This is a genomic window from Geodermatophilus sp. SYSU D01045 (genome assembly GCF_054050295.1).
The window spans coordinates 1-14,110 of the sequence record NZ_JBJGZB010000023.1; the positions used below are offsets into that span (position 1 = coordinate 1).

Genomic DNA, 14,110 nt, shown 5'->3' on the forward strand with positions numbered 1-14,110 from the left:
CACCCCCCCCCGCACCACAAGAACCCCACGGAGCACCCCCCCCCCCCCCACGCCCGAGCGAGCGGCCGCCGTGGTGCGTCCGGCGGAGACGGCCCACTCCGCCGGTCGGGTCACTCGGCGTCGAGGTCCTGGGCCACCAGGCCGGCGATGTGCTCGACCACGGAGGCGTCGTCGCTGGTCACGGTGACCTCGGCGCCCTTCTGGGCGCCGAGCGTCATGATCATCAGCGGTGAGCCGGCGTCGATGGGGTTGCCTCCAGGAGTGGCCAGGGTGACCGGGACGCCGGCCTTGCCCACGGCCTCCGCGATGAGCGCGGCGGGGCGGGCGTGCAGGCCGACCCGGGAGCCGACGGTGACGGTCTGACTGGGCATGGGGTGGGTGTCCTCGCTGCTCGGGGTGGGTGGGTGGGGTCGAGCCTGCCGTGTCAGGCGCGTGCGGGCGCGCTGACGGTCGTCGCGGTGTGCGCGTGGGCCAGGTCGACGGCGTCCTCGGGGACGTCCTCGACCTTCGGTCGGCCGATGCTCTTGGCGATGGTGACCGCCAGGGCGCCGACCACAGTGCCGGCGACCAGCGCGAGCACGAACACCAGCACGTTGTTCATCGCGAAGAACACGAAGATGCCGCCGTGGGGCGCCCGCAGCTCCACGCCGCTGGAGGCGACGATCGCGCCGGTGGTGGCCCCGCCGAGCATCATCGACGGGATGACCCGCAGCGGGTCGGCCGCGGCGAACGGGATGGCGCCCTCGGAGATGAACGAGGCGCCCAGCAGCCAGGCGGCCTTGCCGTTGTCGCGCTCGGCCGGGGTGTACAGGCGGGGCCGGACGGCGGTGGACAGCGCCATCGCCAGCGGCGGGACCATGCCCGCGGCCATGACCGTGGCCATGATCACCAGCGAGCCGCTGGTCTGCGAGGCCAGGCCGGCCGTCGCGAACAGGTAGGCCGCCTTGTTGACCGGGCCGCCGAGGTCGAAGCACATCATCAGGCCGAGGATGATCCCGAGCAGGACCGCCGAGGTGCCGCTCAGGCCGTTGAGCCAGTTGCCGAGGCCCTCGAGCGCGGCGGCCAGCGGGCGGCCGAGCAGCGCGACCATGATGCCGCTGGAGATCAGCGTGGCCAGCAGCGGGATGATCACGACCGGCTGGAGGCCACGGACACCGGCGGGCAGCCGCCAGGAGGCGATCCACCGGGCTACCAGGCCGGCGAGGATGCCGCCGACGAGGCCGCCCAGGAAGCCGGCGCTCATGGTCACCGAGACCGCCCCGATGATGAAGCCCGGGGCGATGCCGGGTCGGTCGGCGATCGCGTAGGCGATGTAGCCGGCCAGCGCCGGCACCAGGAAGCCGAAGGCCGCCCCTCCCAGCACGAAGCAGATCGCGCCGAGGTAGCCGAGGAAGCCGTCGTTGAGGCCCTCGACGCCCGAGGCGCTCGGGAGGTCGAGGAAGCTGTTGTTGAGCACCCAGTTCAGAGCGTAGCTCTGCCCTGCCGCGGAATCGGGGTCGGTGAGCTGGATCTGGTATCCGCCGAAGGCGTAGCCCAGCGCGATGAGCAGGCCGCCGGCCGCGACGAACGGGATCATGTAGCTGACGCCGGTGAGCAGCCAGCGGCGGATCTCCGCGCCGGTGCTCGGCCGGCCGGCCGGGGCGGCCGCGGCGGCCTCACCGCCGGTGCCACCGGGCACGCGGCGGGCGTTCGGGTCGTCGGCGGCGGCCAGCGCCTCGCGGATCATGCCGTCGGGGTCGTTGATGGCGCGCTTGGTGCCGGCCTGGACGACCGGCTTGCCGGCGAACCGGTCGCGGTCCCGGACGCCGACGTCGACGGCGAAGACCACCGCCTCGGCGTCGCGGATGACCGCCGGGTCCAGCGGGGTGGCGCCCGAGGAGCCCTGGGTCTCGACCACCAGGTCGACGCCGGCGGCCTGCGCCGCGGCGGTGAGCTTGTCGGCGGCCATGTAGGTGTGCGCGATGCCGGTCGGGCAGGCGCTGACGGCGACCAGCCTCCGCCGCACGGCCGGGGCGGCGGCAGGAGCGTCGGCGGGGGCGGCCGACGGCGCCGCGGCGGCCGGGGCGGTGGCGGGGGCCGGGACCGAGGGGGCGGCGGTCGCGCCGGCCGCGGGCTGCGGGGAGACGACCTCCTCGACCAGCCGGACGACGTCCTCCGCCGAGCCCGCGGCCCGCAGGGAGGCCACGAAGTCCGGCCGGACCAGCGCGCGGGCGAGCGCGGAGAGCAGGGTGAGGTGGTCGGCGTCCCCGGCGGCGGGCGCGGCGATGAGGAAGACCAGGTCGGCCGGGCCGTCCGCGGCGCCGAAGTCGACCCCCGGGGCGAGCCGGGCGAAGGCCAGCGAGGCCTGGGTGACCGCGGCCGACCGGCAGTGCGGGATGGCGATGCCGCCGGGCAGGCCCGTGGCGGCCTGCGCCTCGCGGGCGAGCGCGTCGCCGGCGAGCGCCTCGGCGCCGGTGGCCCGGCCGGCGTCGGCCACCAGGCCGGCCAGCCGGCGGACGACCGCGGCCTTGTCGGAGCCGAGGTCGGCGTCGAGGACGACCAGCTCGGGCGTGATGAGTGCGGACATGACGGACCTTCCGGGGCGTCAGGGGACGTCGCGGCCGGCGGCCGGGACGGGCTCGGGGTGGGGAGGGGTGCCGGGCAGGCCAGGGGACACCTCGACGGCGTCCGGGTGGACCTGCTGCGGCGTGGGGACGGCGGAACCCGGCAGCGCGGCGGCGGCCGAGCCGGTGGCGACCGCGCGGCGCAGCCGCTCGGCGGGCGGGGCGCCGGCCAGGTCGGCCAGCAGGTGGCCGGCCAGGCTCGAGTCGCCGGCCCCGACGGTGCTGCGGACGGCGATCCGCGGCGCGCGCGCCGACCACACGCCGTCGGCGGTGGACAGCACCGCGCCGGCACCGCCCAGGGTCAGTAGCACCTCGCCGACGCCGCCGGCGTGCAGCGCCCGCACCGCCGCGAGGAGGACGGCGGGGTCGGCGAGCAGCGCGGCCTCGGTCGTGCCGGCGACCTGGGCCAGCTCCTCGGCGTTGGGCTTGAGGAGATCCGGCGCGGACGCCGGACCGGCGGCGAGCAGCGCCCGCAGCGGCGCCTCGGAGGTGTCGACGGCGACCCGGGCGCCGGTGCCCCGGACGGCGCGGACCAGCTCGGCGTACCAGTCCTCCGGCGTGCCGGGCGGCAGCGAGCCGGACAGCACCACCCAGCGCGCGCCCGCGGCGGCCGCGGCCACGGCGGCGGCGAGCGCGGCGCGCAGGCCGGCGTCGAGCGGGGTGCCCGGCTCGTTCAGCTTGGTGGTGGTGCCGTCGGGCTCGGTGAGCGAGTAGTTGGTGCGCACCGGGGCTCCGGTGGGCACGGTGACCAGCGGCAGGTCCAGCGCGTGCAGCGCGGCGACCAGCGGGTCGGTGGGGTCGGCGGGCACGACGGCGAGGACGTCGGCGCCGGCGGCGGCCAGCGCGCGGGCGACGTTGACCCCCTTGCCGCCGGGCTCGGTGGAGCTCGCACCCAGGCGGGCGACCTCGCCGCGGGCCAGCGCGCCGGGGAGGGCCAGCGTCCGGTCCAGGCTCGGGTTGGCCGTCAGCGTGACGACGCGTCCCCCGCTCACGCGACCACGACCTCGACGCCCGCGGCGTCCAGCTCGTCGAGGACCGCGGGGTCGGCGCCGTCGTCGGTGACCACGACGTCGACGTCGTCGAGGGAGGCGAAGCGGACCAGGTGCTCGCGGCCGAGCTTGCTGCTGTCGGCCAGCACGACCACCCGCTGCCCGGAGCGCACCATCGCCCGCTTCACCGAGGCCTCGGCCTCGTCCGGGGTGGTCAGGCCGTGGCCGGGGGTGATGCCGTTGGTGCCGAGGAACGCGACGTCGACCCGCAGCTCGGCCAGCGCCCGCACCGGCGTCTCGCCGACCGCGCACTGGGTGAGCCCGCGGACCCGGCCGCCGAGCAGGTGCAGCGTCACACCCGGCGCGTTGGCCAGCCGGGCGGCGATCGGCACCGCGTTGGTGGCCACGAACAGCGACCGGTCGACCGGCAGGACCTCGGCCAGCGCGGCGGTGGTGCTGCCGCCGTCGAGCAGCAGGCTGCCGCCGCGGCCGGGCAGCAGGTCCAGCGCCGCCGAGGCGATCTTGCGCTTGGCCTCGGCACGGGTGGCGTTGCGCTCGGCCAGCGCCGTCTCCATGAGCGTGAGCGACCCGGCGGGCACGGCGCCGCCGTGCACGCGCCGCAGGACGCCGGCCCGCTCGAGGACGGCGAGGTCCCGGCGCACCGTCTCGGTGGTGACCCCGAACTGCTCGGCCACCGCGGTGACCGCGATCCGCCCCTGCTCGGCGACCAGCGTGGCGATGGCCTGCTGGCGCTCCTCGGCGTACACCCGTCGACCCCCCTCGGTGGTCACCGGCATCCTGAGAAGACCGGCGGCAGTGCCCGAACGTGTGGGAACGGGCTTGTGTCTTTGTGGTTGTACGTTGGTTACGTTGACAAGTCAACACGTTTTCGTGATTGTGGTCACCGACGGACGACGAGGTCCCCGACCGACATCCCTCCGACCCACGCGAGGTCCGCATGTCCACCACCGCCGCCAGCACCGTCCTCACCGGGACCCCGGTCGTCCCCGGCGTGGTCCTCGGCCCCGTCGTCCGCCCCTCCGGCGCCGTCCGGCTGCCCGCCGAGGCGTTCGACGAGCTGCCGGAGCCGGCACGGGAGGAGGAGCGGGCGCGCTTCACCGCGGCCGCCGAGACGGTCGCGGGCCGCCTGGCCGACCGGGCCGCCGCGGCGACCGGGATGACGGCCGAGGTGCTGTCGGCGACCGCCGGGATGGCGCGCGACCGCGGGCTGCTCGGCGCGGTGGAGCAGCGGATCGGCACCGGCGTCCCCGCCGCGGTGGCGACGGTGCAGGCCGCACAACAGTTCGTCGACGTCTTCACCTCGCTCGGCGGCGTCATGGCCGAGCGGGTGACCGACGTGCGCGACGTCCGCGACCGCGTCGTCGCCGAGCTGACCGGCCAGGGCGAGCCCGGCGTCCCCGCGCCCGCGCAGCCCTCGGTCCTGCTCGCCGACGACCTCGCCCCGGCCGACACCGCCGGCCTCGACCCCGCCCGCATCGTCGGGCTGGCCACCCGCCTGGGCGGGACCACCAGCCACACCGCGATCATCGCCCGCCAGCTGGGCCTGCCCCTCGTCGTCGCGGTCGAGGGCCTGGACGCCGTCCCCGCCGGCGCGACCGTCCTGCTCGACGCCGAGGAGGGCACCGTCACCGTCGACCCGGACCCGGCGGTGGCCGCCGGCCAGCTCGACGCCGCCCGCCGCGCGGCCGAGGCCCTGGCCGCCTACCAGGGGCCGGCCGCCACGCGCGACGGCGTCCCGGTGCCCGTGCTGGCCAACGTGCAGGACGGCGACGGCACCCGGGCGGCGTTGGCCGCGCACGCCGAGGGTGTCGGTCTGTTCCGCACCGAGCTCGCCTTCCTCGGCCGGGCCGCCGAGCCGACCGTCGAGGAGCAGGCGCGCGGCTACGCCGACGTCCTCGAGGCCGCGGCCGGCCGCCGGGTCGTCCTGCGCACCCTCGACGCCGGCTCGGACAAGCCGCTGGAGTTCGCGACGCCGCCCGAGGAGGCCAACCCCGCGCTCGGCGTCCGCGGTCTGCGGGTGGCCCGCCGCGACCCCGGCCTGCTCGACCGCCAACTCGACGCCGTCGCCGAGGCCGCCCGCCGCACCGGTGCCACGCCCTGGGTGATGGCGCCCATGGTGGCCACCGAGGGCGAGGCCGCGGACTTCGCCGCCCGGGTGCGCGAGCGGGGGCTGGTACCCGGCGTCATGGTCGAGGTGCCCTCGGCGGCGCTGCTGGCCGACCGGGTGCTCCGGCACGTCGACTTCCTGTCCATCGGCACCAACGACCTGTCGCAGTACGCGCTGGCCGCCGACCGGCTCTCCGCCGACCTGGCCGACCTCACCGACCCGTGGCAGCCGGCGCTGCTGGCGCTGGTGGAGCTGACCGCGGCCGCGGGCCGGCGGGCCGGCAAGCCGGTCGGCGTCTGCGGCGAGGCCGCCGCCGACCCGCTGCTCGCCTGCGTCCTCGTCGGCCTCGGCGTCACCTCGCTGTCCTGCGCCGGCTCCGCCGTCGCCGGGGTCGGCGCGCGGCTGGCCACGGTCGACCTCGCCGCCTGCCGGGAGGCCGCGGCCGCCGCGCTGGCCGCCGACGACCCGCGGACCGGCCGGGCCGCCGCCCGGGCGGTGCTCGCCCGCGCCTGACGCCGGTGCCGGCGGCCGGACGCCGTCGCATCGTGACCGATCCCACCCTCTGGGGTGAACGATCGTCGGACATCTGCTGACACGCCCTGTGATCCTTCGGAATACTCGCGGCCTCACCTGCTTTACTACAGGTGCACGACGACGAAGAGCACCGAAGAGGAGACACGGACATGTCCATCGGGACCACCTGGCGGCAGCGTCGGCAGGCGGCTCGCACGCGGCGGGCCATCGACCGGGCCCTCGCCCGCAGCAGCAGCCCGGCGATGCGCGACGAGCTGCTCACCATGGCCAACAGCAACTCGTTCTACACGCGCGGGTTCTGACGGCGGGCCGCCTCCTGGGCGGCGTACCTGCACGGCCCCGGTCTGCCTCCGCAGCCCGGGGCCGACTGCTGTCCGGGGGGGGGCTCCCCCGCACGGGGGAGCGGCGCCCCGGACCTCACCGCCCCGCTCAACCCGGCGGCCCCGCCTGCCGATCGTCCCGGCGTGAGCGCAGCAGGACCCGCGGACGGGACCGTCCCACCGGTGGAGGCCCGTGAGACGTCGGGTGCCACCACCGGGCTGGTCCTCGCCTTCGTCCGCCAGCAGGCCGGCGACGAGGCGGTCGAGGAGGTCCTGCGCCGCGCGGGCGTGCCGTTCACGGCCGCCGAGCTGTCCCGGCCCGCGACGTGGACCAGCTACGACACCCGGATCCGCCTGTTCGCCGCGGCCACCGAGGTCCTCGGCGACCCCGGCGCCATGTACCGCCTCGGCGCGGAGTCCCTGCGCACCGGGATGAACCCCAGCCTGGTCGTCCTCGTGCGGGCCATGGGCTCACCGCGGCAGGTGTTCGCCCGGCTGCCGCGCGCGGTCGCCAACTTCTCCACCACCTCCACGATGGAGGTGCTCCGGTCCGACGCCACGTCCGCGACGCTGCGCTACCGGCTGCACGAGGGGTACGTGCACTCGCGGCTGGACTGCGACTACGCGCGCGGGCTGATCAGCATGGTGCCGACCATCTTCGGCCTGGCCCCGGCCGCCGTCGTCCACGAGGAGTGCGAGTCCTCCGGTGCTGCGGCCTGCGTCTACCACCTGACCTGGGAGCGCCGCGGCCGGTGGCCGCGCCGGCGCCGCGGCCCGGACGCCGCCGACCCCGAGCTCGTCGCGCTGCGCCAGCAGGTCCGCAGCCTGCAGTCGGCGGCCACCGACCTGGTCGAGGGCGGGGACCTCGAGACCGTCCTGCGGCGGATCGTCGACCGCGCGGCCGCCGCCGTCCTCGCCCCCGCCTACCTGCTCGCCGTCTCCTCCCCGCGCGGCGGCGCCCCGCTCGTGCACAGCTCGGGCCTGGCCCCCGACGAGGTGCCGCCGCTGGTCGCGCGGCTGCTCGCCGGCGACGACCTGGGCCCCGGCGCGGTCACCGTCGACGTCGCCTCCGCCCGCCGGACCCACGGCCGGCTGGCCGCGCTCCACCGCCCCGGCGACGGCGGCCTCGGCGACGAGCGGTCCATGCTCGCCGCCTACGCCGGCCACGCCGCGGCCGCCCTCGACCTCGTGCTGGCCCTCGAGGACAGCCGGCTCGAGGCCCGCCGGGCCGGCGCCCTCCTGGAGCTGGCCCACGGCCTGGCCCAGGCGGGCGGGGCGGCGGAGGTCTGCGCCGTGGTCGCCCGGGCGCTGCCCGGGATCGTGGGCTGCGGCAGCTCCGGCGTCCTGCTGTGGGACCCGGCCGGCGGCGTCCTGCGGGCGGAGTCCTGTGCCGGGCTGTCCCCGGGGCAGGAGGAGGTCCTGCGGTCGGCGACCCTGCGGGCCGGGGACGTGCCCGAGGTCTTCGGCATCCTCACCGACCGCGAGCCCCGCGTGGTCAGCGCGACCGGCGCCAGCGCCCCGATGCGCGACCTGCTCGCCGCCATGCACCTCACCGACGTCGTCGCCGTCCCGCTGCTCGCCGGCACCACGTTCCTCGGCGTGGTCACCGCCAGCTGGGCCGACGGCGAGGTCAGCCAGGCCCTCGACGCCGACGTCCTCGCCCGGCTGCGCGGTGTCGGCGACCAGGCCTCCACCGCGCTGCAGAAGGCCCGGCTGCTGGAGACCGTCCGGCACCAGGCCACCCACGACGCGCTCACCGGCCTGCCCAACCGGGTGCTGTTCCGCGACCGGCTGGCCGCCGCGCTCGCCGCCGTCGCCCCCACCGGCTCCGTCGGCGTGCTGTTCTGCGACCTCGACCGGTTCAAGGCGGTCAACGACACCCTCGGCCACGCGGCCGGCGACGAGCTGCTGCGCCAGGTGTCGGCCCGGCTGCGGGCCGCGGTGCGCCCCGGTGACACCGTCGGCCGGCTCAGCGGCGACGAGTTCGCGGTCCTGCTGCCCCGGCTGGCCGCACCGGCCGACGCCGAGGCGGTCGTCGGCCGGGTGGCGGCGGCCTTCACCGAGCCGTTCCGGCTCGACGGCGTGCCCGCGGCGGTCGGCACGAGCACCGGCGTCGCCGTGCACACCGGCCCCGGCGGCGACGCCGAGCGGCTGCTGCGCGAGGCGGACGCGGCCATGTACCGGCACAAGCACCGCGACCGCCCGCCGGCCCCGGCCCCGCGGACGGCGGACTAGGGCCTGTCCTGCGGATCTTGCGGGCTGGCCGCTGTCTCTGGAGGCGGCCTCAGGGACAGGTCGTGGCCCTGAAGCCGGGCGATGATCAGCGACGCGGCTCGGGGATCGCCGATGTGTGCAGCGGGCGGAACGCGGCCCGCACCTCGGAGGTGAAGAGCGCCGGCTCCTCCCAGGCGGCGAAGTGGCCGCCCCTGTCGACCTCGTTGAAGTAGGTGAGGTTGGGGTAGCTCCTCTCGGCCCAGCTGCGCGAAGTACGCCAGATCTCACCAGGGAAGGTGGTGAAGCCGACCGGAACCGAGACCTCAGGAGGAGCCTGGCCGGACGCCTGGGCTGCGGCCACGAACCGTCCGAACTCCCAGTACCACCGGGCGGCCGAGGCCCCGGTGCCCGTCAGCCAGTACAGCGTGATGTTGTCGACGATGTGCTCGCGCGTGAGGTTGCCCACGGGCTGCCCGTCGAGGAAGGCGCGGGAGATCTTGTAGTAGCTGTCGGTGTCGTGGTCGAGCATCCAGGCCGCCAGGGCGACGGGTGAATCCAGCAGGGCGTAGCCAATCGTCTGCGGCCGATTGGTCATCTCCAGGAAGTAGGCGAAGCCGGTGGCCTGGAACTCGGCGAGTGCAGCCGCAGCCGCGCGTTCTTGCTCGGACTCCTCCGGCGGGGGGTCGGCCAGCACCGTCACGAGGAAGTTCGTGTGGATGCCTACCAGCCCCTCGGGTGCCTGGCGGGCCATCACATCAGTGACGATGGCGCCCAGATCGCCGCCCTGCGCGACGTAGCGGGTGTAGCCGAGGCGACGCATCAGCTCCGCCCAGGCGAGCGCGGTGCGGCCGGCATCCCAGCCGAGCTCGGTCGGCTCGCCCGAGAAGCCGTAGCCGGGCAGCGACGGCAGCACCAGGTGGAAGGCGTCCTCGGGGGCGCCGCCGTGCGCGGTGGGGTCGGTCAGCGGGCCGACGGTCTCCAGCAGCTCGATGACCGAGCCGGGCCAGCCGTGCGTCATGATCAGTGGCAACGCGTTCTCGTGCCGTGACCTGACGTGGATGAAGTGGATGTCCACTCCGTCGATCTCGGTGGTGAACTGCGGCACCGCGTTCAGCCTGGCCTCGACCCGGCGCAGGTCGTAGTCGGTCGCCCAGTAGCGGGCCAGCGCCTGCATCGTCGCCAACTGCACGCCCTGGGAGCGGTCCTCGACCAGCTCCCGGGACGGCCAGCGCGTCGCCGCGAGGCGGCGGCGCAGGTCGGCCAGCGCCTCCTCCGGGACCTCCACGTGGAACGGACGGATGCCGGCTCGTTGTTCGACTGTGGTCATGGCCTGTCCTCGATGCGGATGCGGGGGAAGTCGCAGACCGAGACGGAGCCGCGAGCGCACAGCAGCACCGGCGGAGATTCGGGCTTCCAGGACGTGACCACTCTGGCCCTGGCCATCGCGGTGGCAGTAGAGACGAATTGCCCATCCCGGCCTGTCGGCACGCTCTCGCTGAGGGCGGCCAGGTGTCCTCGGCCAGGTGTCCTTGAGTGGGCCGCTTGGGGACACGGGCTTAGAAGCTGAGGCCGGCGAGTGAGGTGGTGACGGCGAACAGCAGGATGCTCCCCCGGCCGAGGAGCAGGGCAGCCAGCCGGACCGCGCGCAGGTGGAGCCGGCGTGCACCGAGGACAGCCAGGGCCGTGCCGATCAGCAGTAGCACGCTCTGTACAGCCCAGCCGATGTTCAGCCAGGTACTGGTCTCGCGGCATGGGACGCAACTGGTTGTGGTGCAGTCGTAGGTGTTGGTGCACTGGGTCATCAGCCCGAACCAGGCACCGAAGCTGCCAAGGGTGGTCAAGAAGCACACGAGCGGGAGGGAGCCGATCAGCAGCGGCCAGTCAGGCCGCGTGTGGCGGTGCCGCTCGCTCATGCACACACACTGCCGGCAGCGAAGTGGGCCCTAGATCGTCGCGTAGGCGTGTCCCTTGATGGGCCGCTTGGGGACACACCCGGTGACCGACGGATCGGTGAACGTCAGTTGGACCGGTGCGTTCCGGGGAGGCGGATCCGGGGTGTCTCTTGCCCGGCCAGGTCATCGCCCTCCCCGTGGGCGGCACCCCGCCAGTTCATCACGACGGCGGGGCTCACTGCTGTCTGAAAGCCTCAGCACGATCAGCCGAAGATGGTTGGCCCAAGGCCTGGCGGAGAGTTTCGCGGAAGGGCGAGGATGTGATCGTCGCGACCCTTGCCGCAGCGACGGCACACCTGCTCTCGGTATTGATCCGGCCCCTGGTGCTCGTCGCGAGGATGCGCGTACACGGAAGAATGGACCCCGAGTCGGCACACCACGGGCTTCTTGGCCATGAGGGACGCTACGTCTCGGGACCTCCCGCCTCCAGAGTCGGAGGCCCCTCGCCCGCTGCTCCGTAGCATCCACGCCGCCGCTCCCGGACTCGCCGAAGTAGATGTGTGGGCCGCTCGGGACACACCGGCCGACGAGCAGCCTCGACAACGTCCGCTAGAGGTCCCCCTGAAGGCAGCTTCGTCGACAGCCCGTGCCTCCGTGCCAGTCCGCCTCCAGGTCGCTGACCTGGAGGAACGAGGTTGCCGGTCCAGGGGTGGTGATCCGGGAACGTGCCTGCCGTGGTGACCAGGATCGGCTACGCCAGTTGTGTGCTGTCGGACGTGGTCGGATTCGTCGTCATGCTCGGCCTCGGCGTTCCCGGGTTCGAGGAAGGGCGTATGGCCATCGGGCTCATCGTCATCGCGTGCTCCGGCATCGCGATCGGGCTCGGGGTGGCCGGCCTGGTCCTGCTCGCGCGCAAGAGCGACCCCGGATGAATTCGTGGCCACACCGCGCTCTGCTTGACCGTCCAGGGTCTGTCCCTGAGTGGGCCGCTCAGAGACACCTGCAGTAGCGACGGCCCGCCTGATCCGCAGGACAGGATCTGGTCTCTGGCCCCTCGGTCGGACGGGCTCACGCCTGTCGCCGGTGTCCCCTGAGTGGTCGATCCGGAGCTGGAACACACCCCGCGCTGCCCGCTCAGGATCTCGGGAACGGCGTCAGTCGCGGAGCCTCGCGCGCAGCGCGGCCTGCTCGGCGGCGCCGAAGCCGTGCTCGTCGAGCCAGCCCAGCGGCCCGCCGTGCCGCTCGCCCAGGATCTCCAGCAGCCGTTGCATGGTCGCCGCCCGCGGCGTGTGGCTGGCGACGTCGCGGCGGGTCATGTCGTCGGCGTACGTCGGCGACCGCCGCAGCTTCGCCACCAGGGCCTCGATGACCTCGGCGGTCAGCGCGTAGTCGGCGACGATCTCCTCGTCGGGCACCCCGGCCGCGGCCAGGGAGAACATCGCGACGACGCCGGTGCGGTCCTTGCCCGCGGCGCAGTGCACGACCGCCGCGCCGTCGCTCGCGATGATCGCCCGCAGCGCCGCCAGCACGTTCTCGGGGCGGTGGTGCAGGTAGCCGAGGTAGGAGCGCACCGCGGGCGGCTCGACCTCGTCGGCCTCGGTGGTCTGCCGCGGCAGCACCGTCTCGGCCCAGTCGGCCGGCAGGTCGGGGACCTCGTCCTCCTCGACGGCGAACACGTCGGTGTGGTGGCCCCGCTCGGGCAGCAGGCTGAAGTGCCGGTGCGTGACCTCCGCGACCGCGCGCAGCGGGCCGCGACCCTCGAGCAGCACCTCGGCCGTGGTGCGCAGGTCGATCACCTCGCGCACGCCCAGGTCCTCCACCAGCCGCCGGACGTCGTCGTCGCTGAGGGTCTGCAGGTTGTCGCTGCGCAGCACGCGGCCGAACGCGGTGGTGCCGCCGTCGGTGGTGGGCAGGCCGCCCAGGTCGCGCGTGTTGGTCGTCCCGTCGAGCCGCAGCCAGCGGTCGGTGCGCACGTCACCGGAGGTCGAGGTCACCCGTCCGACGGTACGGCCCCCTGGTGAACGGCCCGTGCCGGCCGGGGACGTGTGCTCGCTCACCACAGGGGCGGGTGTGGCTGTGGAGGTCACCGACATGGGCAGCCCGTGAGCGGCTCCCTACGGTGTGGTCCAGACCACGCCGGACGGGACCGTCCGGAGCAGCAACCGTGCACCGTCGCACACCCCCGAGGAGTTCGCCATGTCGCGTCCCCGCCACCGGTCCCGGACCGCCGTCCTCGCCACGGGCGCCGCGCTTGCCCTCTCGGTCGCCGCCTGCGGCAGCCCCACCGCCGCCTCCTCGGGCGGGAGCGGCGGGGACGGCGGCGGCGAGGGCGAGCCGATCCGGGTCGGGCTCGTGTTCTCCTCCACCGGGCCGCTGGCCACCTACGGCGAGCAGTACCTGCAGGGCTTCGAGGCCGGCCTGGACTACGCCACCGACGGCACCGGCGAGGTCGACGGCCGGCCGATCGAGGTCGTCGAGCGCGACGACGCCGGCGACCCGGCCAAGGCCGTCGCCGAGGCCACCGACCTCATCGGCCAGGGCGTGCGGGTGCTGGCCGGGTCCACCGCCTCGGGCGTGGCGACCCAGGTCGCGCCGCTGGCCGAGCAGAACGACGTCCTGTTCATCTCCGGGCCGGCCGCCACCGACGCGGTCACCGGCGTCAACGACAACACCTTCCGGTCGGGCCGGCAGACCTACCAGGACATCCTCACCGCGCAGTCGTTCATCGGGGACGCGCAGGGCAAGGACGTGCTGGTCTTCGCCCAGGACAGCGCCTTCGGCCAGGCCAACGTCGGCGCCGTGACCGCCGTCCTCGGCGAGGCCGGGGCCACCGTCACCCCGCTGCTGGTGCCGGCCAGCGCCACCGACTTCACGCCGTTCGCCTCGCAGGCCCGCGACGCCGGCGCCGACCTAGTCTTCGTCGCCTGGGCCGGGGAGACCGCGCCGGCCATGTGGCAGGCGATGGGCCAGCAGGGCGTGCTCGACTCCACCACCGTCGTCACCGGCCTGGACATCCGCGCCAGCTACGCCACCTACGGCGCGCAGGCCACGCAGATCGACTACCTGTCGCACTTCTTCGCCGAGGCCGTGGACAACGAGGTCAGCCAGGCGATGACCGAGCGGGTCGAGGAGGCCGGCGGCACGGTCGACCTGTTCACCCCGGACGGCTTCACCGCCGCGCAGATGGTGGTGCACGCGCTCCAGGAGGGCGGCGACGACGTCGGCGCCATGGTCGACGCGCTCGAGGGCTGGCAGTTCGACGGCGTCAAGGGCGAGCTGACCATCCGCGAGGAGGACCACGCGCTCCTGCAGCCGATGTTCCAGGCCCGCCTGGAGCAGCAGGGCGACCAGCTCGTCCCGGTGCTGGTCGAGACCCTCGACCCGGAGGCCACCGCGCCGCCGGTCGCCACCTCCTGACCCGGGCGCTCCT

The 14,110-nt window shown here is 75.0% G+C and carries 12 protein-coding genes; 5 read left to right on the forward strand and 7 right to left on the reverse strand.

Annotated elements, in window-relative coordinates; genetic code table 11:
- Positions 1-110: 110 nt before the first annotated feature.
- Genes ACI798_RS17890 through ACI798_RS17905 form a run of 4 tightly spaced genes read right to left on the reverse strand, consistent with a single transcriptional unit; the run spans position 111 to position 4,383 of the window.
- Positions 111-371 (reverse strand): HPr family phosphocarrier protein, encoded by a 261-nt coding sequence (locus ACI798_RS17890; protein WP_457048561.1) that lies wholly within the window; start codon positions 369-371, stop codon positions 111-113.
- A 53-nt stretch (positions 372-424) separates the two neighbouring features.
- Positions 425-2,566, reverse strand: coding sequence for a PTS fructose transporter subunit IIABC (locus ACI798_RS17895; protein ID WP_457048562.1), 2,142 nt, complete (start codon positions 2,564-2,566; stop codon positions 425-427).
- An 18-nt stretch (positions 2,567-2,584) separates the two neighbouring features.
- Positions 2,585-3,595: a 1-phosphofructokinase family hexose kinase gene (locus ACI798_RS17900; protein WP_456942344.1), complete on the reverse strand. Its 1,011-nt coding sequence runs from the start codon at positions 3,593-3,595 to the stop codon at positions 2,585-2,587.
- Positions 3,592-4,383, reverse strand: coding sequence for a DeoR/GlpR family DNA-binding transcription regulator (locus tag ACI798_RS17905; RefSeq protein WP_457048563.1), 792 nt, complete (start codon positions 4,381-4,383; stop codon positions 3,592-3,594). The genes ACI798_RS17900 and ACI798_RS17905 overlap by 4 nt, the downstream gene beginning before the upstream one ends.
- A gap of 167 nt (positions 4,384-4,550) precedes the next feature.
- Between ACI798_RS17905 and ACI798_RS17910 the strand changes: the two genes are divergently transcribed.
- The 3 genes from ACI798_RS17910 (at position 4,551) to ACI798_RS17920 (ending at position 8,809) form a co-directional block, all read left to right on the forward strand.
- Entirely contained in the window at positions 4,551-6,233 is a 1,683-nt protein-coding gene (locus ACI798_RS17910; RefSeq protein ID WP_457048564.1) for a putative PEP-binding protein, read from the forward strand.
- Between the two features lie 170 nt (positions 6,234-6,403).
- Positions 6,404-6,556 carry a hypothetical protein gene (locus tag ACI798_RS17915; RefSeq protein WP_456927398.1) on the forward strand — a complete coding sequence of 51 codons (153 nt, stop codon included), beginning with the start codon at positions 6,404-6,406 and terminating at the stop codon, positions 6,554-6,556.
- 162 nt (positions 6,557-6,718) lie between these two features.
- A complete protein-coding gene (locus tag ACI798_RS17920) occupies positions 6,719-8,809 on the forward strand; it encodes a diguanylate cyclase domain-containing protein (RefSeq protein ID WP_456942347.1) in 2,091 nt (696 codons plus the stop codon).
- Positions 8,810-8,894: 85 nt separating this feature from the next.
- Here the strand turns inward: ACI798_RS17920 and ACI798_RS17925 are convergent, their stop codons facing one another.
- Together ACI798_RS17925 and ACI798_RS17930 are read right to left on the reverse strand one after the other, a co-directional pair.
- Positions 8,895-10,115 carry an epoxide hydrolase family protein gene (locus ACI798_RS17925; RefSeq protein WP_456942348.1) on the reverse strand — a complete coding sequence of 407 codons (1,221 nt, stop codon included), beginning with the start codon at positions 10,113-10,115 and terminating at the stop codon, positions 8,895-8,897.
- Between the two features lie 229 nt (positions 10,116-10,344).
- Positions 10,345-10,701: a hypothetical protein gene (locus tag ACI798_RS17930; protein WP_457048565.1), complete on the reverse strand. Its 357-nt coding sequence runs from the start codon at positions 10,699-10,701 to the stop codon at positions 10,345-10,347.
- A 713-nt stretch (positions 10,702-11,414) separates the two neighbouring features.
- Here ACI798_RS17930 and ACI798_RS17935 point away from each other — a divergent pair.
- Complete coding sequence (locus ACI798_RS17935) at positions 11,415-11,612, forward strand: hypothetical protein (RefSeq protein WP_456942350.1); 198 nt, start codon at positions 11,415-11,417, stop codon at positions 11,610-11,612.
- Positions 11,613-11,834: 222 nt separating this feature from the next.
- Here ACI798_RS17935 and ACI798_RS17940 read toward each other — a convergent pair whose 3' ends face one another.
- Positions 11,835-12,674, reverse strand: coding sequence for a tyrosine-protein phosphatase (locus tag ACI798_RS17940; RefSeq protein ID WP_456942351.1), 840 nt, complete (start codon positions 12,672-12,674; stop codon positions 11,835-11,837).
- 202 nt (positions 12,675-12,876) lie between these two features.
- Between ACI798_RS17940 and ACI798_RS17945 the strand changes: the two genes are divergently transcribed.
- Entirely contained in the window at positions 12,877-14,097 is a 1,221-nt protein-coding gene (locus ACI798_RS17945) for a substrate-binding domain-containing protein (protein WP_457048566.1), read from the forward strand.
- Positions 14,098-14,110: the final 13 nt, after the last annotated feature.